The following is a 24415-nucleotide window of genomic DNA, read 5'->3' as shown; positions in this document are numbered from 1 at the left end:
GGTTTTACTTAAAGAATTCGTCAAAAGTGATCTGTACATAGTAAATACCACCGATGTTCGGGTTACCAAATGAGGTAGTATAACGCTCATTTAGCAAGTTACTAGCACCGAGTTTGATAGTAGATTTCCACTCAGGAACTTTGTAGCTCACTTGCGCATTTAATGTTCCAAATTCTGGAATAACGCCTACACCAAAAGATGACTCCCACAGAAAAGCTTGTTGCCATCTGTAGTTAATGTTGAATCCGATTCTATCTGTAACTTTTCTGTTACCAAACTTTACGTTATATCTATATTTTGGTGTATTGTAGCTTGCTCTAAAGCCTTGCGCCAATAAGTCATCTTGCGAAATTAACTCATTAAAAGCCACGTTACCACCAATAAAGTAACCACCGTCTAAGTTGTAGTCAACTTGTACAGCCCAACCTTGTGATTTCACTTTACCCTCTGCATTAACGTCAAAACCGAAACGCTGAGTTGCTACGGTACCATTTACAATGGCGTCGCGTTGAGCAGTTGATCCAGCATCAGGATTAGCACCAGTTAATCCGTTAGGTACGGCTTGCGTAAAGTCAATCTCAGCGATGAAATCTGTGTAAACACTATGGTAGTAGTAAGCATCAACTAATAATCTACCATCAAGGAAAAGTCCTTTATATCCAACTTCGAATGTATTTACTTTTTCAGTTGTGAATTCGTCGTTAACTCTAACTTCTTCCACTAGGAGGGAAGCATTGCCTGCAGCACGTGCTGCGTTCACACTATTCGTAGTATAGATTTGGTTTGTTTGGAAATTGTATCTGTCTACTAATAGGCTGTTACTACCAATTAGTCGTCTAGTTACCACATCTAGATCAATGAATTGATCTTGTGTAGTCGGGATACGGAAACCTCTTTGGAATGAACCTCTAATGTTGTGGTTTCCAGCAAGTGTTCCTACAGCCGAAATTCTAGGTGATAATTGACCTTCGAAGTTTTCGTTCTTATCGTATCTCATAGACCCTTGAATTTTCAAGTTATCGTCTAAGAAGCGTTTAGTAATTTGCGTGTAAGCACCCCACTCACTGAAAGAAATCTCTTCATTGTTATTGTCTAAGGCGAATAATGTACCCTCAGAAACAAGTCCGTAACGTCTCCAGTTAGCACCTACAACTACTTCTGCCCACTCAATTCTATCTGTTAAGTCCCAACTTCCTTCTACATGGTAAAGGTTAGAGTTGTCTAAGAACTTAGCACCACCTGCGGCGATAGAAGTGTTTCTGATTTGATCCGATAGCGCATCGAAAGTCGCAGAACCAGGTTGTGGTTGAACTGCATCAGCAGCTATTCTAGCCGCAGCGTGTGAGTCTACTACGTTTTGACCTGCCAATCTAGCACCAGAAAATGCCAACAAATATGGTTCTAGATAAGTAGCTTGATTAATTCTTTGTGCTAAGGTATTGGCTGCATAACTATCGCCAGAATTTTCTTGCGTAGTGTAGGCTCTTACATAAAAGTCTGATCCTTTCAACTCAAGTTTAGCCGTAGAGATTGAGAAGTTATCTAAAACGAACCTATCGTTTGCCGTATAAACTGTACTACCTGATCCGTAATTGAATTGACCAAGTAATTCTAGTCTATCATTTAGTCTGTAGTGTAATGCACCACCTAGTTTGATACTTTCAGTCGTATTATCTACAAAGGTAGCTTCCTCAAACCCTGTTGGTGTGAATAAACCATCTAGGCCATCAGGGATTAAAGTTCTGATCGGTGGAAGACTGGTGTTTCCGCCCGCGATAGCGATGTCTGCAATTTGACCGACTGTAATATCGAAGTCACCATAAGTATTGACACCATTATAAAGTCTGTTATCACCTCTAGATTCCGCGCCACGTTCTACTACACCAAATGTGTTAAATCCTTGGTCTCTTGTATCAGTACCCACAAAGTCATTTGCTCTTAAGTAAGATCCAGTGATTTTGAAGGCTAGTTTATTGTTGAATGATTTTGCCCATCTGAAACCATAGTCTTGGTATAGTTCGGCATTTTGCTCTAATGATCCAGTCGCATTGGTTTCAACACTATTTACACCAGTTTTGGCATAAGCACTAAAACCTTGATAATCAAATGGGTTTTTAGAGTTTAAAAGAAGAATACCATTGATTGCGTTTGGTCCGTATAGGGCAGAAGCTGCTCCAGGGATCATTTCAGCTGACTCTAAATCAAGGTCATTGATACCCACAATATTACCCACTGCGAAGTTCAGACCCGGCGCTTGGTTATCAATACCATCGATTAACTGAACGAACCTTGTGTTACCATTGGCTCCAAAACCTCGCGTATTGATGGATTTAAAAGTTAAACTTTGTGTACTGAAATCTACACCTTTCAATGAGGCAAGCCCTTCATAAAAGGTAGCACCCGTTGTATTTTGTATATCCAGAATGTCTAGTTTTTCAATTGAAACGGGCGAGGTCAGAATGCTTTCTTCGACACGTGATGCCGAAACAACGACCTCTTGTCCGAAAATGACTGACTCTTCCATTCTAATTTCCAAATTGGAAACGTTGTTTTGATTGATTTCTAGTTCTTGTGGCTTGTAGCCGACATAGGAAAAAATTAAAGTGATCGGTGGTGCATCTTTGACCGTAAGCGAGAACTTACCGTCGGGTAATGTAATAGTACCGATTACCTTATCCTTGACTCGGATATTTACCCCTGGTAGACTTTCACCAGTGGCGTCGTCTACGACCGATCCAGAGACCGAGACTTCAGTCTGAGCTGACAATGTAATCGTTTGCATTGCCAGAAAGACGATTGTGAAACATGTAAAAATTCTCTTCAAATTCATCATCATTTAGAGTTTTGAAACAAATAAAGTTTGGCTTGACTAAGGTATAAGATTGCAAAACCTCGGCCGAATTCCAAAATTAATAGGATTTTGGAAGTAATAAAGCGATTTCTGCAAAATGTTATGCATGCAGAATATCTCAGTAATTCAAATAACTCTATTGTGTTTTCTATATAAAGTACAAGGCTTATGGTATTTATTAGCCTTGCGTGTTTTGCTTTAATTCTTCTTCAAGATGTTTGACAAGCTTGTCACATAACCTGTTCATTGCGCTTGACATGAACTCGTCTCCGGTAGAGTTTAATACACTTTGGGCTAAACCACCAAGGCAATCCACATAGAAACGTTTCATCTCATCGATGGGCATTTCCTTATTCCAAAGGTCTATTCTTAAGGTGTTCTGGTTATTGTGATCCCAGATAGATAGGCTAAAAGACTTAGTTTCTTGTTCTCCTTCAACATCTTTATCTGTGGCATTCCAAAAGATTTTTTCTGGAATATTCTCGTTATCTAACTCTACTCTGAGGTTAATCTCTGATTCTTTCATTTATGCATTTTTGTGGCGCAAATATAGTTTAAATGTATCTGCTAAGGCTAGATAAACTCCACCATTGTGCATATTGTTTAGTGGGGGACAAATTGGTGACAATGTCCTAGATTTAGGAATAAGGTCGATATAAGGCCTCTATCCTAAAAGTTCATTTCAGGGATTTCTCCCTCTACGATAAGCTTGCCAGCTGTTGCTGCTTTAATTTCCTCAACAGATACGCCAGGGGCACGTTCCAATAATTTAAAACCACCTTCTGGCAAAACATCCAATACAGCCATGTCGGTGACTATTTTTTTGACACAGTTAATCCCTGTAATCGGTAATGTACAATCTGGAAGTAATTTTGATGCTCCCGAGCGGCTACAGTGTTGCATGGCTACAATGATGTTATCAGCGGAGGCTACCAAATCCATGGCACCGCCCATACCTTTGACCATTTTACCAGGAATTTTCCAATTGGCTATGTCTCCGTTTTCAGAAACTTCCATAGCACCTAAAATCGTGAGATCAACATGACCACCCCTGATCATTTCAAAACTTTCGGCCGAGCTGAATAGGGAAGAGCCTGCCAATGTTGTTACAGTTTGTTTGCCAGCATTAATAAGGTCGGCATCTATAGCTTCTTCCTCTGGGAAGGGACCTATGCCCAATAATCCATTTTCGGACTGGAGGACTACATTGATTTCTTCGGGAATGAAATTGGCGACAAGGGTGGGTATTCCTATCCCTAAATTGATGTACGTACCATCTTGAACCTCTTGTGCTATGTGTTTAGCGATGCCTATTTTATCTAACATATCAATGAATTCAATTAATGCGTGTTGTCCGTTGCTCAATTCGTTTCTCGTAATCTTGTCCTTGGAAAATACGTTGCACATATATCCCAGGCGTATGGATTTGGTTAGGGTCTAGTTCCCCAACTTCCACAAGTTCTTCCACTTCCGCAATGGTGATTTTACCGGCCATGGCCATCATTGGGTTAAAGTTTCTAGCGGTACCTTTAAACACTAGGTTGCCAGATTTATCACCTTTCCAAGCTTTAACGAGGGCGAAATCAGCTTTTAACCAACTTTCTAACAAGTGCATTTTACCATTAAACTCTCTCACTTCTTTGCCTTCGGCTACTTCGGTACCATATCCAGCAGGTGTGAAAAATGCGGGTATTCCAGCGCCTCCAGCTCTTACACGTTCGGCCAGGGTACCCTGTGGAATAAGATCCACTTCTAATTCTCCACTAAGTAACTGTCTTTCGAACTCGGCATTTTCTCCTACATAAGAAGAGATCATCTTTTTTACTTGTCGCGTTTTTAGCATCAAACCGATTCCGAAATCGTCGACTCCAGCATTATTGGAAATGCAGGTTAGGCCAGTTGTTCCTTTTCTGACCAAGGCGGCAATACAATTTTCTGGGATTCCACAAAGACCAAAACCACCTAACATTAAGGTAGAATTGTCAGCAATGTCGTGAATGGCTTCATCGGCATTGCTTACTTGTTTATTGATCATGTTCTCTTATTTAGCGTTTACTTAATCGACTTCTCACAGCTTTTTCATCTTCCTCCAATTGATGTTTTAAAGCTTCTAGGGACTCGAATTTCACTTCGTTCCTAATGTGATCTATGAACTCGATGCTGATTTCAGTATCATAAATATCCTCATTAAAGTCAAAAATATTGACTTCAATGGTCTTGTTTTCTCCTCCAACGGTAGGTCGATGTCCAATGTTGAGCATCCCATCGAACTTCTTGTATTTATTGCAAACCTTCACAGCATAAATACCATCGGCTGGGATAAGCTTGTAGTTTTCTTTTACAACGATATTGGCCGTAGGGAAACCAATGGATCGTCCTTTTTTCTGTCCATGGACTACTTTTCCGGCAATACTATAACTTCTACCAAGGTATTTATTGGCCGTTGCTACGTCTCCCGATTCCAATGCCTTTCGGATTTTAGTAGAACTTATGCCGATCTCGTCAATATCATGTCTCGGAATTTCTTCTACTTCGAAATCATACTTCGGGGCAAATGCTTTTAGTTCCTCCAAACCACCAGATCGGTCTTTGCCAAACCGATGGTCATAACCGATGATCATTCGATGTGTCTTAACTCTTTCGCTTAAAATGACTTTGATGTATTCTTCTGGCGCCATTTGCGAAAACTCCGCTGTAAACGGAATCTTAACCAAATGATCTACACCGTATTGCTCCAGTAAATTTGCTTTTTCTGGAAAGGTCGAGAGTAGGAGTAAAGAGTTGTCATGTGGGTTTAAGACCAACCTTGGGTGCGGCCAGTAGGTGATTAATACGGTTTGTCCGTTGACCTTATCTGCAACTTCTCTTAGTCTGGACAGAATCTGCTGATGACCCTTATGTACACCATCGAAAGTTCCGGCAGTGACCACGGAATTCTTTATTTCATGTATGGTTTCAGTTCCTAAGTGGATTTTCATCTGGCTATGAAATGTCTTTTAATAAACTTACCAAGTCATCTAATTTGTAGGCATTGTCTACTTTGAAGTCACCGATTTTTGTTCTTCTTAGACTGCTCAGATGAGCGCCAACGCCAAGTGCAGCGCCAAAGTCATGCGCCAAACTTCGAATATAAGTTCCTTTGGAACAAACCACCCGAAATTTTATTACTGGAAGATCTATTTCAGTCAGCTCAAACTCCTTTATAGAAACGTTTCTGGTTTTAACCTCTATTTTTTCGCCTTTTCGGGCATGTTCGTAAAGCCTTTTACCATTCACTTTAATAGCAGAATGCATTGGGGGAACTTGCTCAATGTCACCAATAAATTGCTTTCGAGCATTTTCTAGTTCAGTTTCGCCAATATGATCGATTGGGACTGGGGCCGTTACTTCACTTTCTAAGTCGTATGTAGGCGTAGTCTGGCCAATGGTAAAAGTTCCAGTGTATTCCTTTTCTTGCCCCATAAACCCTTCTATGGACTTGGTCTTTTTACCAGTACATAAAATTAACAATCCAGTAGCTAAGGGGTCTAGCGTACCTGCGTGACCTACTTTCTTAATCCTGATAAGATTTCGAATTTTCTTGACTACATCAAAAGATGTCCAAGTCAGTGGTTTGTCTATCAGTATGACTTGACCTGCCGTAAAGTTTTCTTGCTTTGTAAGCTGTGGGTCCAGTTGTAGCATCTAAACAAATGTATAAATGATGGCTGCTAAACCAATCACATAGCAATAGTAAGAGAAGTACTTGAGTTGACTTCTTTTTACCAATTTGATCATCCATGTACAGGCTAAAAGTCCTGCGATAAAGGCAGCGACAAAGCCTACTATTAAAAGAGAAGTTTCGGTATTCGCTGCCATCAAATCACCACTTAATAGGTCTTTGGCCATTTTACCCAAAATCAAAGGCACAACCATTAAAAAAGAGAACCGAGCCGCTTTTTGTCTATCTATACCTAATAACACTGAGGTAGAAATTGTGGCGCCTGATCGTGATATACCTGGCAATATGGCGATAGCTTGTGCTATCCCAATAATTAAGGCATTTTGATTTGAAACAGATTTATTCGTGTTTTTTGCTCTATCGGCCAGAAATAGGAGTGTTCCTGTGACTAATAGCATCAAGCCAACTAACAATATTTGCCCACCAAATAGCTGTTCTATTTCATCTTCCAGTAACACACCAACGGCGGCTGCTGGAATCATGGATAAAACAATTTTTAATGAGTACTGGAACTGCTCGTTGTTTTTGAATTGAAACAAGCCTGAAAGCAATTCGGCTATGTCTTTTCTGAAAATTACGATGGTACTCAGTGCAGTGGCTGCATGGAGTACAACTGTCATCAATAAACTTTCTTCTGGAACACTATTATCGCCAAGAATAGCTTTAGTTAGTTCTAAATGACCGCTACTGCTCACGGGCAAGAACTCTGTGAGCCCTTGGACAATGCCAAGGACAATCGCTTCAATAAAACTCATGAATTACTTCGACTTTTTGAAAATGGCGAAAAACTCAATGATGAAGCCTGCCACAATGATGATTGGTCCGAGTGTTAGCCCTAAAAAGCCTTGACCATGCTGCGTGCTATCCATAGACATGACAATGAAACCTAGTAACAATACACCCAACCCAATGAGCATCCATTTGTAGTTTTCTTTGCCAAAGGCGAAGTTGTTTTTTTTCTCTGCCATAATATTAATAGAGTTCGTCTAAAGACATTTTCAAATATTTATTCATTGCCTTCAAAGTGCTAAAGTAGGCAATTATTGCTCCTAGTATTATTAATAGCCCGTAAAGTGCTAAAACTAATTCTTCCTGCTGAAGTGATGCTAGTCCGTCTACTTGGTTGTTTGCAAATGTTTTAAGGCCAAAAAGTAAGAGTGAAGCGATCAGACCAGCAAAAGCACCATGAAGTATTGACCTTTTCAAGAATGGGGTTTTAATAAAACTACTTTTGGCACCTACCAGCTGCATACTTCGGATTAGGAAGCGTTGTGAGAATAGCGCCAATTTGATAGAACTGTTAATAAGCAGGAGCACAACAATGATCAATACTGCTGAAATTCCTAATAGCAGCACACTGAGTTTGGTAAGGTTGCTATTGATTGAGTCGGCTAAGTTTTCGACATAGGTGACTTCAAAAACACCACTTATTTTCTGAATTCGTTCTTTGAGCGCTTCTAAGGCTTCATTTGTCTGGAATTCTTCGTTGACTTTAAAAGTAAGCGCATCTTTTAGCGGGTTATCGCCTAAGAAACTAGAGAAGTCTTCACCAGTAGACTCAATAAACTCTTCGGCCGCTTCTTCTTTAGATTTGAATGTGATTTCTGCTTGGCCGTCGGTCATTAAGATGTAGTCGCTCGCCGATAATTCGCTTTCAATCCTACCTCTTTGGCTTTCGGAAATATCTTTGTTCAGATATACCTGAACTTCAATGTTCTGTTTGATTACCGCTGTGAGCTTATTGGCTTGTAATACTAGAATTCCGAATAAACCAATGACAAAAAGTGCGAGAGAGGTGCTAAAAACAACACTGAATGACTGATAAGAGCCTAATTTCTTTTTGCGTCTATATTTCTTCGTCTCCTTTGCCAAACTGCTGATTTTCTATCAAAAATAGTATAATTCCAAAATTTAAACTTCTAGTTCAGGTTAATATTATTTAAGGTCAGGCTATTTTGATCACTTCTTTTTCAGCAATGACAAATACATCATCACCTTCGGCAATGTTTATTCTGGCTGTGCCTGTAAATTTTCCAAAGGCAGGAAGTATTCCCCCTTCAGCTCCAAAATAGAAGCAGGGTACTCTTAGGTTTTGCCTTGCTTTTCCGCGTAGCTTTATAGCTGGGTGAATGTGTCCGGCCATATTATACAGGCTACACTCTTCAGGGATATGCGTGAAATTAAAGGGGGGTAGGTCAAGTGACATTAGACATTCTAGGTTGCCAATTTTATAATCTGTACTGGCTAAAACATCGTGGTTGCCGAGAATAAGTTTAAAAGGAAGTTCAGGCCTCGACCTGAGCCAGCGTTTAAAAACTTCCCACCCTTGGTTGTGATCGCTATGAAAAAGGTCGCCTAAAAATATGACTTCCAGTGGATTATGAGTATTAATCAATTTGTCGAGCACCAGTATATCCATCGAATGAATTAGGTCCGATACGGGTATGCCTGATTTTCTAAAGTGCCCAGCTTTACCCAAGTGCAAATCAGCAATGATTAGCAATCTTTTTTCCTTCCAAAAAATTGCTTTTTCTGGTAGTAGGCATAATGTTTGTTCCCGAAATTTGTATTTAATCATTCCAACAAATCAAATTACTTTGAGTTAATGGAATTAAGGTCAAAGCAATGAACAAATATAAGACAGCGACGGCATGAAATTTAAACTTGTATTCTTACTTCTGGCAAGTCTCCAGATAAACACACTAAGCGCCAATGACGGTGATGAAATTTTAGGGGTTTGGCTCACCGATAAGGGTCGGGCGAAAATAGAAATCTACAAGGAAAACGGTAAGTACAACGGTAAAATCATCTGGCTTAAAGAGCCTAAAAATGAACGGGGTGAAGCGAAACTCGATAAAGAGAATTCCGATAAATCGCTTCGTACAAGACCGATCATTGGAATAAACCTGGTTCAAGGCTTCACCTTCGATGGCGATGATAAATGGGAGGGAGGAGAAATCTATGACCCTGAAAATGGCAAGACGTATTCTAGCTATATGCGCTTGAAACGAGGAAAGTTACAAGTTCGCGGGTATTTGGGTATAACAGTATTTGGCCGAACCGTAGTTTGGACCAGGGAAAAGTAAAGGACTTATTTTACAATTGGGAGTAGGTCAGTTTAGGCTACTCCCCGAAAGCCCTTAGGCATTTACCCGAATAATTTCACCATTGTTTTTACCCATAATGCTTTTTACATAGGCGTTTACCACTTTCGGCATGGGTACTGGATCATGGCCAGGAAAATAGTCTTCATACTTTTCTTTAGAATCTTCCACTAGTCCAGAGCACACTACATTTATTCTTTGACCATTTTCCATTTCTAAAGCAGCAGCTTTTACAAAACTGTGAATAGCACCGTTGACCATCGCCGCACTGGTCGTCATCACCACAGGGTCATCGGCAAGTACGCCTGTAGAAAGAGTAAAAGAGGCGTTCGGCTTTAGATAATCCTTCCCGATCCGCACAAGGTTTACTTGCCCCATCATTTTGCTACGAACTCCAACATAAAAATCTTCTTCGGTCAAGTTCTTAAAGTAATCCCATTTAGCTTCTCCCGCTATACAGACTACGGCATCTTGAGCAGGGATCCTTTCAAATAAGTCCTTGATAGCAGTAGCATCGGCAATGTCTACCGTTTCATCCGCCCCATTTCTGCCAGCAGTTATGATGGTGTGCTTCTCGGCCAATTTCGCTGTTACTTTTTGGCCAATCGTTCCATTTGCGCCTATGATCAGTATGTTCATGGTTTTGAATTAAAGTTGTTCGTTTAAATGAGCAATATATCGTTTAATCATCTTTTCGTCTCTTTTGTAGTAGGTCCACTTGCCGTGTCGGGTAGGAATAATAAGTCCTGCCTTCTGCATAAGCGACAAGAAATGAGATATGGTTGATTGTGATAAGCCCGATTTCTCTTTAATATATTGGACGCATACACCGTCGTTAAAATGGCCTAAATCCGTATGTGGTGGGAAGTGGTCTCCAGGTGATTTTAGCCATCCGAGTATCTCCAACCTCGTTTTGTTACTCAACGCTTTATTGATATCAATGATATTCACAGTGCTAATATATTTATAAATCGAGAATTATCGATATGTTATTTCGATTTCTTTAACTGACCGATTAAGGGTTTCCTATTTCTATTGATTTTTTCTCTTGTGAAGTATCGTCAGAATAATAATCAGAACGGCCGAAACGAGCCCTGTAAAGATGACCAGTAGGAGGGCAAGTAACATGGAATCAGGGTCGAGTCCGATATCATCTTTGTAAAGGAGATAATAGAAACTAATGAAAAATAAGACGACCGAAATGGTCAGTGCTGCTTTAATGAAGAGGGTAAATGTCTTAGTCATCTCCTTTTATGCTATTCTATTGACTATCTCTTTAAGTTCATCAGACCAAAGGATTTTATAATGTCCCAAGTTCTCAAGTTCAATCATTTCTGATTCTTCGAAAGCTTCATGTACTTTTCTGCTTGTTCTGATCGGCAAGATTTTATCATGAATAGAATGTACAATCGTTACCTGATCAACATTTTTTATTCTTTTGCAGTAATTAGTCATGTTCAGGTTATCGATACTTTCACCGAGGTCTTCTTCAATCATACGAACAAGTATATCGACGGTAGGTTTTGAAATGCTCAAGGTATCAGTTACGTCTTGAATTCTTTCCCGAAAATCATGCGGACTGGTCACCATAATCCAATTCTTAAAGTGCAATTGAGATTGATTCAGTATGGATGCAGATGCGATCACGCTGCCGAAAGAATGACTAATCACTAGTTCAGGCTTGATTTTCACCATGAACGAATCGATAATCTCTACAAAGTCAAACATGTTAGTTTTTCCCTTGGAACTATAGCCGTGTGATGGCGCGTCGAAAGCTATTACTCGATATCCTTTTGCTAAAAGCGGATCAATCAAACCACCAAAATTACCTGCTTGACCTTCCCATCCATGTATAAGCATGGCCACTTTGTCTGATTCATCTCCCCAAGTATAAGATTGAATATCAAAGGATTTAAACCGAACGGTTTCCTTCTTAGATCGGTCAAGTATTTCGTTTTCAAAATCCCTGAGCTTAATGATCCTTGGGTTTGACATGAAATTGAACATTTGTTTGGCCGCTAGTTTGGGCGAGATCAATTGAAGAAGTGAAAGGTAGCCCTTCAGTAAGAACATAATGGTGTGTGTTATCTAATTTGTCTAAGCCGATTGCTGATTTATAGCTAACGCTTAATCTTGAAGGATTTCATCGATCGCGGCAAATGCATCAATTGTTTCACCTACGTATCGGTGTAAGATTTCGCCTTCTGGGTCGAGTATAAATTTTGTAGGGAAACCAGCGACATTAAGTTTTAAAACTAAATCATCGGCACCACGTCCAGTCATTATTTGTTTCCAATCGTAACCGTTTTCTCCGATAAATTTTTCAATACGCTCTTTTGTATCTCCGCTGTTTACACCTAGCACGTAAAGCTTGTCCTTATACTTTTCTTGATACTCCTTTACTTTTGGCATTTCTTCCACGCATGGTCCACACCAAATCCCCCAAAAATCGATCAAAACATGCTTCCCACGGAGTTCATCTAAGGCGAATGGCTTTCCGTCTAAAGTTAGTTCAGTCGTGAAATTTGGCATGATCTTGCCTGGCAATGTAGATTCTATACCCTCAACCCGCATGGCTACTTGATTGTAAAAAGTGTACCCCTCTAAACTAGAATCGAAAGCTTTGAAAGTGGCGATCGCTTCTTCTTGAGAAATCTGACTTCTAACCATCATATCGGATAAGTACCAAGCGGCTGCCTGCGACGCTGGATTGTCTTTGATAAACTGCTTTTTTATTTCCAGTACTTCCTCATCGATCGCGCTCATGGTTGCTCTCAATTCCTCGATTTTGGGATCGTCAGCAACAAGTTTATTTATTTCTAATTGTGTATTTACCGATGCATTAAGCTTTGGGAATATCTCGCTGTTGATTTTAGCAAGATCATCATTAGCCGCCGTTCCAGAAGGGTAAGCATTGATAAAATCTGTGACCTCCCCCTTAAACTCAATTCTGTCGCCGGGGCTGGCTAGAAATGCAAATTGTGATGACTTAGCAGGGTAGTAGCCTCTACCTGATCTTTTAATCGTTTTTTCGTCGTTTGGCCAAAAAACGATAAAACTTGGCGAAGTGATTGTTCCGGTGTAAGTGAATTTACCATCCTTCACAAAGACAGAATCATTAACCCTTTCGCCATCTGGTCCTCTATAAGAAGTAGACATAAACTCCGTTTCTAGACCTGGTATATTTCCGCTAACAATAAAGCCGTTCGCAGGAACTTCCTCTTGTTTGTCGCAAGAGGCTAGACAGACGATTGAACATAAGGTCAACAGTAGTAAAGGCTTGAATGGGTTCTTCATAGTAGTTCTTTGGCTGAGCATGTTGAGTTGCTCGACTACTAAGATAGTATTCATTTTTATGAAGGACTAATTCAGGTGTACTGAACCTTTGAACATCACCTGACTTTCAAATTGTGACCGAATTCCTTAGCAATCACCCGAGACTGGATCGCAACTGTCACCTTCAGCGATTACTTCTATAGGAGAGACGCTGTTCAAAGCCTCTAGGAATACTTCTGGAGGTTGTGCACCACTGATGCCATATTTATTGTTGATAATAAAGAATGGGACACCCGAAACGCCCATTTGTTGATAGTGAGCTATTTCACTTTTTACGGCATAAGCGATCGTGTCGTCTTCTATTATTTCTGAAACTCTTTCAGGACTCCAACCAAATTCGGCCATAATCTCATCTAGATGTTCTCGGTTGTTCAAATGCTTCGTTTCTTCGAAATAAGCCCTCAGAAACCTTTCTTTTAGTTCATCTTTAAACCCTTCTTGTCCAGCTACATGCAGTAGTTGGTGCAAGTGTAAAGTGTTTACAGCTAGCCAATTGGGACCAAAATCGAAATTAATCCCCACTGTCTTTCCTACATTAGTCAAGTGGTCGGTCATGTTCTGGGTTTTCTCGATACTTCCAAACTTATTGACGAGGTAGGTATCTCGATCAAGCCCTTCAGCCACCATATTTGGGTCTAGTTGGTAAGGATGCCACTCAACTTTTATTGGAGCACCTTTCCATTCTTTCAAGGCCGCTTCAAAACGGCGTTTCCCAACATAACACCACGGACAGGCTACATCCGATACAATATCTACGGTGATGGTTTCTTGACTCATTTCTATGTATTTGAACTACCATCGATTAACACAGTCACTTATACTTATGGTTCAAATAATCTTGAAATTTTGAGTAACAGGGTTAGTCTTTGAATTCTGGAGCTCTTTTTTCCATAGTCGCTTTAAAGGCTTCGTTTAAATCTTCAGAAAGGAGCATCGCGGCATTCCATGTAGCGATGTAGTTCAAAGAGTCCTCTACACTATGATCTCGTGTAAAACGAATCATCTCTTTTGTGCCTCTTATGGATAATGGAGACTTGCTGGCAATAGTGTTTGCGACTTCTAAGACACCTTCCATTAAAGCCTCAGAAGAGTCGAAGCACCTGTTGACTAGGCCGATCTTTTCTGCCTCTGCACCACTCACTTTTCTACCAGTATAAGCCATTTCTGAAACTATGGCAGGTGATATGATTTTAGGTAAACGTTGAAGTGTCCCAATATCAGCTACCATACCCAAGTCGATTTCTTTAATGGAGAAGTAGGCGTCTGCCGAGCTGTAGCGCATGTCACAAGCCGAAACTATGTCAACTGCGCCTCCAATACAGCCTCCGTGGATAGCAGCTAGCACTGGCTTAGCGCACTTTTCGATCGCTGTAATCGTATCTTGAAGCTCGAGAATGAAATGGCGGATTTTTTCGCTGCGCTTTGCACCACAACTAATTTTCTTAAAGCTATTGACTGACATTAGGAGTTCTAAGTCTATGCCAGCGCTAAAGTGTTTTCCTTCTCCAGCTAATACAATTACTCTTACAGTATCGTCGGTTGAAAGGTGCTCAAAAATGCGTTGCATTTCCTTCCAAGCCTCCATGTGGAGGGAGTTAGCTTTTTCTGGTCTGTTGAATTTTACTTGTGCTACTTTTTCTGTTATCTCGACTTTGAAGTGTTGGTAGGCCATAGGTTTTCACTGTTTGCCTCAATTTCAAAAGCCTGATCCATTTATAAAAGGAGCTAAGGGAATAAGTTTTAATGACTGATAATTTCCAAGACTAATTCTCTTGTCAATGGCTGGCCGTTCGCTTGGCGCTTAATCTCTTCAAATGGATATCGAAAATCGCATCCTGATTTCCACCGATTACATCCGTAAGCCGTTTGACCTTTAATGAGCTGTCCTTTTTTACATTTCGGGCAAATGGGCATTTCTCCTGATTTCTGATCAGTGTTTGGCTTGCTTAAATTCTCGAAGCTAAGTTCTCCAGCGCCATCTATTTTTATGATGCCCTCAACTTTTTGGCCCTCGATTTTAAAACCCTTCAGTTTAGTAGTAGCTCCTTTATCTACCAGCCTTTCTATTTGTTTATCAGTTAGTTTCTTTTCTAAATAGGTAAACGGAATTCTCAAATGGCAGCCACTTTTCCACTGGCTACAGCCATAACTAGACTTACCTTTCAAAACTTTGCCTTCGCCACATTTAGGACACTTCATATTGGCTTCCTTTTTCTGGGGCTTCTTCTTCGGCTTATCTGGAGGCTCATTGGTCAATCTAGGCCTTCCGGTTTCAGAACGGACTTCATAGACCAACTCATCAACCATTTTCATCATATTGGCTATGAATCGTTTAGCTCCAAATTCACCGTTTTCAATTTCCTTGAGCTGCTTTTCCCATTGCCCAGTAAGTTCGGCAGACTTTAGTAGTTGATTTTGGATAGTATCAATTAATTGAATACCCATAGCGGTTGGTACCACCTGTTTCTTCCTACGCTCGGTATATTTTCGTCTAAAAAGCGTTTCTATGATGTTAGCCCTGGTTGATGGACGACCAATACCGTTGGCCTTCATAAGGTCACGGAGTTCATCATCATCCACATGTTTACCGGCCGTTTCCATCGCCCTCAGAAGTGACGCTTCGGTGTAATTGTTAGGTGATTTTGTGGTCTTTTCTAAAAAAGAAGGTTCGTGTGGACCATGTTCGTCGATTTGGAAAGTAGGTAGTAAATTTTCCTCTTCCTCCTTTTGCTCACCCTCTTCTTCGTCGCTCTTTTTCTTTTCTTTTGGGAAAAGTGTCCGCCATCCTTCAACCAAAATTTCTTTACCCTTCGCTACAAATGGAATATCGACAACATTTGCCTTTACCTGAGTTTTGGCTACTTCGCAATCGGGATAAAACACGGCCAGAAATCTCCTGACGATAATGTCATAAACTTTTTGCTCATCACTATTAAGATGCTTTTCTTCTCCTGTGGGAATAATGGCATGGTGATCAGTCACCTTGTTATCATTGAAAACTTTCTTCGATTTGCGGATCGTTTTCCCGAGCAGTGGTGCAGTAAATCCACTGTATTTTGACAGGCCTTTTAAGATTCCTGGAATCTTCGGGTACATGTCATTGGGCAGAAATGTAGTGTCTACCCTCGGGTAAGTAACCACCTTCATTTCGTATAGTTTCTGAACTATCTTGAGTGTCACTTCAGCAGTAAACCCGAACTTACTATTGCAATAGACCTGTAGACTGGTGAGGTCGAATAGCTTTGGTGCGTATTCCTTGCCATCCTTTTTTTCTGTTGAAGTAATGAAAAGTTCTTCGCCGCTGATCTTTTGAAGTATTTCCTCGCCATCTTCTTTTTTGGTATACTTTCCAGTGCTGTTATGGAATACAGTATCTCTATATTTCGTTTGAATTTCCCAGTAGGGTTGAGGTTTAAAATTCTCGATTTCGTGGTGCCTACTCACTAGCATGGCTAGGGTAGGCGTTTGAACTCGCCCAATTGATAAGACTTGTTTAAAGCCTCCATACTTAAGGGTATAAAGTCTGGTGGCATTCATTCCCAAAAGCCAATCTCCAATGGCCCTCGAACTTCCTGCGTAATACAGATTGTCGAATTCGGTGGCTGGTTTCAAATTGCTAAAACCTGCTTTGATTGCTTCCGTCGTCAGCGATGAAATCCAGAGTCTTTGCACTTCACCTTGATAGCCAGCTTTTTTGATTACCCATCGCTGGATCAGCTCTCCTTCTTGCCCTGCATCCCCGCAATTGATAACCAAACTGGCTTTGCTGAAAAGCGATTCTATGACCTTGAATTGCTTTTTTACGCCACTATCATCCATCACTTTGGTTTCAAAGCGATCTGGCAGCATAGGGAGGGTGTTCAGATCCCAGCGTTTCCAGTGTGGTTTGTAATCTTCGGGCGGGAGTAGGGTACAGAAATGCCCAAATGTCCACGTGACTTGATAACCGTTTCCTTCGTAATAACCGTCTTTTCTAGCGCCCGCACCGATCACCTCAGCAATCTCCTTGGCAACACTAGGTTTCTCGGCAATACATACTTTCATAAACGATTGGGAAGGCTCAATATCCCTCAAGTATAAGGGAATAAACCGACCCAATCAATAGCCTTTTTGTTCCAGTCTTTTAAATCAAAGCGTGGTCGTTAGCTAAAGCCTTAAAAGTCAATTACAATACCAATTGATGGCAGCACGCTTGAATTGTCAATTCCCATGATTTGCACTAATCCACGTGGAGAAAGCACCATGCCATCGGCATCTCTGGCCAGGCCGAATTCTGGCTCTTCAGGAATGTCTGATCCTAATACATTTTGGATTTCTAGGAATACGTTTAATGTCCAATTAGCATAATTCCATTTTTTATCGATCCTTAGGTCTATTTGGTTGAAAGTATCTAGTCTTTCTGCGCCGATCTGAGAGAAATCTCTGATTATCGCCGGATAATTCGCCAAGGTCGCTTCTCGATCTACTGGAGCGAATGGTGTTCGACCCAAGTATCTCATTCTACCACTTATTTCCCAATTGTTGCCAAACTGATAGCCACCAGTCAATGAAAGTAAGTGTCTGCTGTCCCACGAACTTGGTAAATAAACGTCTGGATCAAAGGCGGTAAACTCACTTTTATAAAAAGTATAAGCTGCAATTAGATAGTAGTTTTTGGTGAATTTTTTCTGATACAGAAATTCGACACCAAGGGTTCGGCCTAAGCCAACACTGGCGATAGGTTCGTTTCCTAAAACTGAGAAATCGCCACCTAAATTGGCTAAAGAAACACTGTCTGTAATGGATACGGGGTAGTTGTCATACTTTTTGTAAAAACCTTCTAGGGTAAATCTTGCAGATGGAGTCACTAAATATTCTAATCCTAGAACTGCATGATCACTTCTGATATATTCAGCGTTTTGATTGGCAAAAGCACCGGCGTTGTTCGTAAATCCGAGTATGGTATAGGGTGGGATTTTGAAGTATCTACCTAAAGATGCATTGACGGACCACTTTCGCTGAGCGTCAAAGGTGTAAGCGGCGGAAATTCTAGGGCTAAATGTTTCGAGTAAATTGTCGCCATCATTAGTAAAGGTATTGGCATCAAATCTAACGCCTAAAGACAAACTCAAGCGATCGTCCCAAAGCCTTTTGTTTGCTTGGCCAAAGAAACCATATCTAAAGAAGTTAATATCTCCGTCATATTGGAAGTTATTTACCAAATCGATCGTTTCGTTTTCATAATTGACGTTTTGGAGGCTTAAACCGCCACTTATTGTCCATTGGTCTAGAAATTTGGTGTAGTTATAGCGAAGCTTTGTCTCGCTTTCTACCGAAACGTTTTGAAGAAACAGCCCTGTTTGGTTGATGTTATCCGTAAACTGCCTAAAATCATTTTCAAGGCGGTTATTACTAAGTGTGGTGGTCATAAAACCTGTGCCATCTTTGAATCTATTTTTCCAACTGATACCAATCGTATTTGTCTGCTGTTTTATGATCGGCACTTGATCTTGTGTGGCTTGCTGCTCTTCATCAAACTCATCTAGTTCGTTGACTCGGAAATCATCGATGGAGCCCACACCAGTAATGAGTAATTCATTATAATCATCAAGCTTATGCGTCAGTTTATATTGGTAGTCCCAATAATCAGGGAGAATCGGTAGGCCGATTAGTTCGAAAAGTAATTGCAGATAAGACCGTCTAACCGACACAATGAATGACGTGTTACTGTCTTCGTTCTCTTTTTTGAATAAAGGACCTTCAAAAGTCAGCGCTGTTTCGCTACTACCAACACGAATATTAGTTTTAAAATCCCTAGCATTTCCACGTCTTTGATCGAATTGAAGAACACCTGAAAGTACATTGTCATATTGTGCTCCAAAGGCACTCGTAGAAAGTGTTACGCCTTCAAAGAAACTCACATTCAATAAACCAACAGGCCCACCAGCACTGCCTTGTGTAGCAAAGTGATTGATGTTTGGAATCTCGATTCCATCCAGATAATAAACGTTTTCGTTAGGCGCTCCGCCTCGGATAATGACATCATTTCGGAAACCGCCCACTGAGCCACCGACACCGGGAAGTGACTGCACCACTTTAGCGATGTCATTATTGCCACCAGGGTAAGTCGCTATTTCTTCTCGAGAGAGTTTTTGAATGGAGAGGGGAGTTTCCTCGATTTTCTCAAATGGATTCGCAATGACAACAACTTCGTCTAGTTCAGAAATAGCTTCTTTGAGCTGAAAATTCACATCAGGAATACCGCCTGACCTGATGACAACGCCATATTTGATAACGGTTTCATAGCCCACGAAAGATACCTGAACGCTGTATGTCGCAGGCGTGATGTTTTCTATGGTATAGAATCCAGCGTCATTAGTGATGTTACCCAATGAAGTGTCTACTAGTCTGACAGTAGCGCCTGGGATTGATTCTCCTGTTTTTGCATCGGTTACAAAACCAGTGAGTTTGGCTTTAGATTGGAAGCCGTAAGAGAGATTAAAAAGAAATAGACCTGCGAGGGCCAAAAGGTATTTAGGTTGCATTATTAAAAGTTCTCGTTGGTCTGAATACGACATTAACAACAGTCCTAGATTCCAACTGTTTCGAAAACTTGAATTATTCTTATTGGATCATTTCTGCTGGCTGAAAATTCTTTTGTCTGCCACGAATGTTCCAAATGGAAGTAGAGAAGCGATGCCCGCTAAGAACATGGTCTTAAAAGACCATTTATATTGAAGCGTCACAACCAGTACCAGAATACAATAACTTACGAACAATACCCCATGGGCTAGACCTACCGGATAGGTTGGTTCTGGTATGTTGAAGATATATTTTAAAGGCATGCAGATGCCAACCAGAAGCAAGTAACTAAAGCCTTCCCATAAGGCTAATATTCTAAGTATTTTCAGTGACTTCGTTGGTGATAGTGGCATGTATCCGCGAAAATAGTATTAAATGGGTTGTGGTAAAAATCAATCAATTATTCGTCACTCTGAATAAGCGCAGCGCTATGAAGAATCTCTAGGTTTATTGAGCAGATTCTTCGGTCATGCTTCCCTCAGAATGACGTATTAAGTGTATCTTTCTTAATGGTAAAAGGAGGCACGGTCTATATTTTAACGAATAAAAATAAGACGACACTTTATGTCGGTGTCACCTCTGATATCAGATCTCGTCTAAGGGAACACCTTGAAAAGAAATATCCGCGAAGTTTTACATCAAGGTATAATCTCTTTTTGTTAATCTACATGGAGCACTTCTCTACAATTGAAGAGGCAATATTTCGTGAAAAGTATATTAAAGGAAAGAGAAGAAATTGGAAGGAGAACCTCATTAAAAGTGAGAATCCAAATTGGAAAGATCTAGGCCCCGAAGTGTTAAGTTGGTGAATCAATCAAGTAATCGTCATTCTGAATAAGCGCAGCGCTATGAAGAATCTCTAGGTTTATTGAGCAGATTCTTCGGTCATGCTTCCCTCAGAATGACGTTTTAATTGTGTATATATCTTAATGGTAAAAGGAGGCATATTGTACATTTTTAAAAGAAATACAAGAAGTTGGAAGGAGGATCTCATTGAAAATGAGAGTCCAAATTGGAAAGATCTAGGCCCCGAAGTTTTAAGTTGGTGAATCAATCAAGTAATCGTCATTCTGAATAAGCGCAGCGCTATGAAGAATCCCTTGGTTCTTTGGCGGATTCTTCGGTCATACTTCTCTCAGAATGACGTAAGGTTCAGGAAAGTCTTAAATCGTCTTTTCCATGGTGACATAAGACTGGCCGTTTTTGATGAAAGTTTGTGAAGTTGTTTGAAACCCAAATTGACGATAGAAGGCTTGTTTTTCGGCTCGAGCATTGCACCAAATGCTTGAGATTTCATTATGTGAACTGTAAGCTAATATATGCCTAATCAACGCTGACCCATAACCCTTCTTTTGATGATTTTTTAGCGTGGCCAACTTTCTGAATTGTGCAGAATCTCCCTTTGGGAAAAGAGAAACAACGGCAACTAGCTCGTCAGCTACATGAAGCCCAAAATGATGTCCATCTTGATCCTCTTTCAGTTTTACATATACTAACGACTCATTTGGCCACATCACACGATGTCGGATCGGCCAAGTTTCCTCTGCACGAATTGGTTTTATCATAATCATGATCGCCCCGAAGATAACAGGGCTCGACATTTTTGTCCCAAACTAACAATTGGTTTTATCAGCCTTTATGGGTAAACTCGACAAACCAATTTTTTCCTCATGCCGAACTTCAGAATTTGCCTTTCCGCTATTCTTATCTTCACGCTTTCCACAATTGTTGCGCAAGAAGTCCCAAAAACAGCATATCAAAATCTTGAATACAGAATGATAGGTCCTTTTAGGGCGTCAAGGACTGTTGGGGGAGTAGGTATTCCGTCACAACCAAATGTTTTCTTCATGGGTGTGAATAATGGGGGCGTTTGGAAAACCGACGACTATGGTAGAACATGGATTCCAATTTTCGATGATGCCCCAACCGGTTCAGTGGGTGATATTGCCGTTGCGCCAAGTAACCCAGACATTCTTTATGTAGGAAGTGGTGAAGGACTCCATAGACCAGATTTAGGGGTTGGTGATGGTATTTTTAAAAGTAAGGATGGAGGAAAGTCTTGGGAGCATGTTGGCTTAAAAGATGTTCAGCAAGTTGGCCGTTTGATCGTGCATCCTAATAATCCTGAAATTGTCCTTGTCGCAGGTTTAGGGCACCCGTATGGGGCCAACGAACAAAGAGGAGTTTTTAAAACCGCAGATGGAGGTAAATCTTGGGCAAAAGTCCTATACATAAATGACAATACAGGGGCTATACAAGTAGAGTTCGACCCGAACAATCCAGATATCATATTCGCAGATATGTGGGAGCACCAAGAAGGACCGTGGGAAAATGCTCGCTTTTCGGGCCCAAACAGTGGCTTGTATAAAAGTACCGATGGTGGAGATAATTGGCGTAAAATCACCAAAGGGTTGCCAACGGCCGAAGATGGTTTAGGTAGAATTGGGGTTGGAATAGCACCTAGCAACTCTGAGTTGATGTTTGCTACAGTAGATGCTCGAAAAAATGGTGGAATTTATAAAAGTACAGATGCTGGAGAAAGTTGGAAGTTAATCCATGAAGATCGCCGTTTATGGGGTAGAGGAGGCGATTTCGCCGAAATCAAAGTACACCCTAAGAATCCGGACCGTATTTATGTAGCAAATGTGGCCTCTTACACCTCGGCCGATGGTGGGAAGACTTGGTCATCATTAAAAGGGGCGCCGGGTGGCGATGATTATCATAGAATTTGGATTAACCCTATTAACCCAGATATCATGCTTTTCGTGGCCGATCAGGGTGCAGTTGTGACTGTAAACGCCGGGCGCACTTGGAGTTCATGGTATAACCAACCGACTACCCAACTTTACCATGTTTCGACTGACAATGCTTTTCCATATTGGGTTTACGGAGGCCAACAAGAAAGTGGAGCCATCGGTATAGCCAGTAGGGGAAACGGTGGCCAAATTAGCTTCCGAGAGTTCATGGGTGTCGGTGCAGATGAGTATGCCTACGTGGCGCCAGACCCTAAAGACCCTAATATTATTTATGGAGGTCGTTTGATGCGTTTTAACAAAAAAACAGGTCAATCAACCAATGTGGCGCCAGAAGCCCTACGCTCTGGAAAATACCGTTTTGTGAGAACTATGCCGTTAATGTTTCATCCGGCTGATGACAATATGCTGCTCTTCGGTACAAATGTTCTCTGGAAAACGATGAATGGAGGCCATAGTTGGGAGATCATCAGTCCCGATTTGACATATGAACAGCCAGAGGTGCCATCCAGCGTAGGTCGGTTCAAAACCAAGGCGATGGAAACAATGGCAAGGAGGGGTGTGATCTATGCAATTGGCCCATCTCCACTCGATGTAAAGACGATTTGGGCCGGTACTGACGATGGACGAGTCCATTTGACAACAAATGGGGGGGCAGATTGGCAAGATGTTACCCCTACGGCGATGAGCGCTTGGGATAAGGTGTCTCAAATTGACGCAAGTCACTTCGATGAAAAAGTAGCTTATATCGCCATTAACGCTATCCGTAAGGATGATATGACACCTTATATTTTCAGAACAAGGGATAGTGGTAAATCTTGGGATTTAATCACCAAAGGCTTAAATCCAAACGGTCCAGTAAATGTTGTTCGAGAAGACCCTAAACAAAAGGGATTGCTCTATGCAGGGACAGAAAGAGAAGTCTATTTTTCAATAGATGACGGCGAAAATTGGCAATCGTTACGAAATAATATGCCTGCTAGTTCTATCCGAGATTTGGTGATACATGAAGATGATCTAGTTGTCGGAACGCACGGACGATCGGCTTGGATATTAGATAATATTGCTCCACTTCGAGAACTCGCTAAATCGAAACAAGGAGAAAGTTTTCTTTATTCACCTGCTAAAACTTACCGCGTCAGATGGAATATGTTTAGCGATACACCGCTTCCGCCAGAAGAACCGACAGGTCAAAATCCTCCGGATGGTGCCATCTTGGATTATCAATTAAATGAAAACGTGAAGCACGTTAAATTGGAAATCTTGGACAGTAATGACCAATTGATTAGAGCATATAGTAGCGATGATAAACCAGAATTAAGAGACACAACCAGTTACCCGCATCCAACATACTGGATTCGGCCAGAACAACGATTAGGTACTAGTAAAGGTCACCATCGGTTTGTTTGGGATTTAAGGCATGAACCTCCAAGAGGAGCGAGGCGCCAATTTTCCATTGCTGCGGTCTACAAGAATACGCCTAGCGGTCCACATGGACCTTTTGTGAAGCCAGGAACATACAGAGTTCGGCTGACAGTCAATGGCAAAACTTCGGAAAGGCCAATTCAGGTAATGATGGACCCTCGCGTTACCATTTCAGAAGATGCTTTGGAAATGCAGACTAGTCTTAGTTTAGACTGTTATAATGCATATCACGAGTTACAAGAAATTGTGGAGGCGATTGATAACATAAACAAACCAACACAGGAGCAATTGGCTTTGAGGGGCAATGGAAAAGTAGGCGATCCAGATACGATGTATGGAAGTATTCGTTCCGTGGATTCCGATCGAGAAACTCTGGTTGGCCTACAACAGAAATTCATTTTTATGATGAATTTAATACAAGCCGCTGATGTACAGCCAACCAATCAGACTGTGAGCGCAGTCGATGCTTTGTCTGCCACTAAAACGGCCATGATTGAGCGTTGGAAAAAGATGAATTAATACCTGTGAACTTCTGTGGGCCAAATGATAACGGTTTATTGATCATGGTATGTATGGTATGAAATGATTGAGTAAGCTGGATCAATCAATTGAGTAACTGCGAGATTAAACTTACACTGAAAATGGTCAGCCCCGAATCGCTCTT

The 24415-nt window shown here is 41.0% G+C and carries 24 protein-coding genes; 3 read left to right on the top strand and 21 right to left on the bottom strand.

Annotated features, from left to right (window positions below; genetic code table 11):
- Window positions 1–4: 4 nt before the first annotated feature.
- The 10 genes from BFP71_RS16350 to pdeM form a co-directional block, all read right to left on the bottom strand.
- Entirely contained in the window at window positions 5–2782 is a 2778-nt protein-coding gene (locus tag BFP71_RS16350; RefSeq protein WP_069837129.1) for a TonB-dependent receptor, read from the bottom strand.
- 247 nt (window positions 2783–3029) lie between these two features.
- A complete protein-coding gene (gldC, locus tag BFP71_RS16345) occupies window positions 3030–3377 on the bottom strand; it encodes a gliding motility protein GldC (protein ID WP_069836500.1) in 348 nt (115 codons plus the stop codon).
- Window positions 3378–3520: 143 nt separating this feature from the next.
- Entirely contained in the window at window positions 3521–4177 is a 657-nt protein-coding gene (locus BFP71_RS16340; protein ID WP_069836499.1) for a 3-oxoacid CoA-transferase subunit B, read from the bottom strand.
- Window positions 4178–4187: 10 nt separating this feature from the next.
- Window positions 4188–4886 (bottom strand): CoA transferase subunit A, encoded by a 699-nt coding sequence (locus BFP71_RS16335; protein ID WP_069836498.1) that lies wholly within the window; start codon window positions 4884–4886, stop codon window positions 4188–4190.
- A 10-nt stretch (window positions 4887–4896) separates the two neighbouring features.
- A complete protein-coding gene (locus BFP71_RS16330) occupies window positions 4897–5829 on the bottom strand; it encodes a bifunctional riboflavin kinase/FAD synthetase (RefSeq protein ID WP_069836497.1) in 933 nt (310 codons plus the stop codon).
- A 4-nt stretch (window positions 5830–5833) separates the two neighbouring features.
- On the bottom strand, window positions 5834–6535 hold the full coding sequence (truB, locus tag BFP71_RS16325; RefSeq protein ID WP_069836496.1) for a tRNA pseudouridine(55) synthase TruB: 702 nt from the start codon (window positions 6533–6535) through the stop codon (window positions 5834–5836).
- A complete protein-coding gene (locus tag BFP71_RS16320) occupies window positions 6536–7327 on the bottom strand; it encodes an undecaprenyl-diphosphate phosphatase (RefSeq protein ID WP_069836495.1) in 792 nt (263 codons plus the stop codon).
- A gap of 3 nt (window positions 7328–7330) precedes the next feature.
- The gene (locus BFP71_RS16315) at window positions 7331–7540 is read right to left on the bottom strand and encodes a DUF3098 domain-containing protein (RefSeq protein WP_069836494.1); all 210 of its coding nucleotides are present in this window, start codon (window positions 7538–7540) and stop codon (window positions 7331–7333) included.
- 4 nt (window positions 7541–7544) lie between these two features.
- Complete coding sequence (locus BFP71_RS16310; protein WP_069836493.1) at window positions 7545–8444, bottom strand: cell division protein FtsX; 900 nt, start codon at window positions 8442–8444, stop codon at window positions 7545–7547.
- Window positions 8445–8517: 73 nt separating this feature from the next.
- Entirely contained in the window at window positions 8518–9150 is a 633-nt protein-coding gene (gene pdeM / locus BFP71_RS16305; protein WP_069836492.1) for a ligase-associated DNA damage response endonuclease PdeM, read from the bottom strand.
- Window positions 9151–9223: 73 nt separating this feature from the next.
- Between pdeM and BFP71_RS16300 the strand changes: the two genes are divergently transcribed.
- On the top strand, window positions 9224–9658 hold the full coding sequence (locus BFP71_RS16300; RefSeq protein ID WP_069836491.1) for a DUF2147 domain-containing protein: 435 nt from the start codon (window positions 9224–9226) through the stop codon (window positions 9656–9658).
- Window positions 9659–9712: 54 nt separating this feature from the next.
- Here BFP71_RS16300 and BFP71_RS16295 read toward each other — a convergent pair whose 3' ends face one another.
- From BFP71_RS16295 to BFP71_RS16250, 10 genes are all read right to left on the bottom strand, one after another.
- A complete protein-coding gene (locus BFP71_RS16295) occupies window positions 9713–10315 on the bottom strand; it encodes a short chain dehydrogenase (protein WP_069836490.1) in 603 nt (200 codons plus the stop codon).
- Window positions 10316–10324: 9 nt separating this feature from the next.
- Window positions 10325–10627 (bottom strand): ArsR/SmtB family transcription factor, encoded by a 303-nt coding sequence (locus tag BFP71_RS16290; RefSeq protein WP_069836489.1) that lies wholly within the window; start codon window positions 10625–10627, stop codon window positions 10325–10327.
- 81 nt (window positions 10628–10708) lie between these two features.
- Complete coding sequence (locus BFP71_RS16285) at window positions 10709–10921, bottom strand: hypothetical protein (protein WP_069836488.1); 213 nt, start codon at window positions 10919–10921, stop codon at window positions 10709–10711.
- Between the two features lie 6 nt (window positions 10922–10927).
- Window positions 10928–11749, bottom strand: coding sequence for an alpha/beta fold hydrolase (locus BFP71_RS16280; RefSeq protein ID WP_069836487.1), 822 nt, complete (start codon window positions 11747–11749; stop codon window positions 10928–10930).
- 54 nt (window positions 11750–11803) lie between these two features.
- Window positions 11804–13027, bottom strand: a complete 1224-nt coding sequence (locus tag BFP71_RS16275) for a TlpA disulfide reductase family protein (protein ID WP_069836486.1) — start codon at window positions 13025–13027, stop codon at window positions 11804–11806.
- Window positions 13028–13099: 72 nt separating this feature from the next.
- Complete coding sequence (locus tag BFP71_RS16270; RefSeq protein ID WP_069836485.1) at window positions 13100–13789, bottom strand: DsbA family oxidoreductase; 690 nt, start codon at window positions 13787–13789, stop codon at window positions 13100–13102.
- Window positions 13790–13871: 82 nt separating this feature from the next.
- Window positions 13872–14684 (bottom strand): crotonase/enoyl-CoA hydratase family protein, encoded by an 813-nt coding sequence (locus BFP71_RS16265; RefSeq protein WP_069836484.1) that lies wholly within the window; start codon window positions 14682–14684, stop codon window positions 13872–13874.
- 68 nt (window positions 14685–14752) lie between these two features.
- Window positions 14753–17056, bottom strand: coding sequence for a DNA topoisomerase 3 (locus BFP71_RS16260; RefSeq protein ID WP_069836483.1), 2304 nt, complete (start codon window positions 17054–17056; stop codon window positions 14753–14755).
- A gap of 110 nt (window positions 17057–17166) precedes the next feature.
- A complete protein-coding gene (locus BFP71_RS16255; protein ID WP_069836482.1) occupies window positions 17167–19536 on the bottom strand; it encodes a TonB-dependent receptor in 2370 nt (789 codons plus the stop codon).
- 87 nt (window positions 19537–19623) lie between these two features.
- Window positions 19624–19926, bottom strand: a complete 303-nt coding sequence (locus BFP71_RS16250; RefSeq protein ID WP_069836481.1) for a DUF3817 domain-containing protein — start codon at window positions 19924–19926, stop codon at window positions 19624–19626.
- A gap of 156 nt (window positions 19927–20082) precedes the next feature.
- On the opposite strand from BFP71_RS16250, the gene BFP71_RS16245 reads away from it, so the two are divergent.
- On the top strand, window positions 20083–20382 hold the full coding sequence (locus tag BFP71_RS16245) for a GIY-YIG nuclease family protein (protein WP_069836480.1): 300 nt from the start codon (window positions 20083–20085) through the stop codon (window positions 20380–20382).
- A gap of 354 nt (window positions 20383–20736) precedes the next feature.
- Here the strand turns inward: BFP71_RS16245 and BFP71_RS16240 are convergent, their stop codons facing one another.
- Window positions 20737–21174: a GNAT family N-acetyltransferase gene (locus BFP71_RS16240; protein ID WP_245701860.1), complete on the bottom strand. Its 438-nt coding sequence runs from the start codon at window positions 21172–21174 to the stop codon at window positions 20737–20739.
- 69 nt (window positions 21175–21243) lie between these two features.
- Between BFP71_RS16240 and BFP71_RS16235 the strand changes: the two genes are divergently transcribed.
- Window positions 21244–24270, top strand: coding sequence for a WD40/YVTN/BNR-like repeat-containing protein (locus BFP71_RS16235; protein ID WP_222843495.1), 3027 nt, complete (start codon window positions 21244–21246; stop codon window positions 24268–24270).
- The last annotated feature ends 145 nt before the right edge of the window (window positions 24271–24415 follow it).

Source organism: Roseivirga misakiensis (assembly GCF_001747105.1).
GTDB lineage: Bacteria > Bacteroidota > Bacteroidia > Cytophagales > Cyclobacteriaceae > Roseivirga > Roseivirga misakiensis.
Note: the sequence above shows the minus strand (reverse complement) of the source record. Positions and strands in the feature narration are given on the sequence as shown.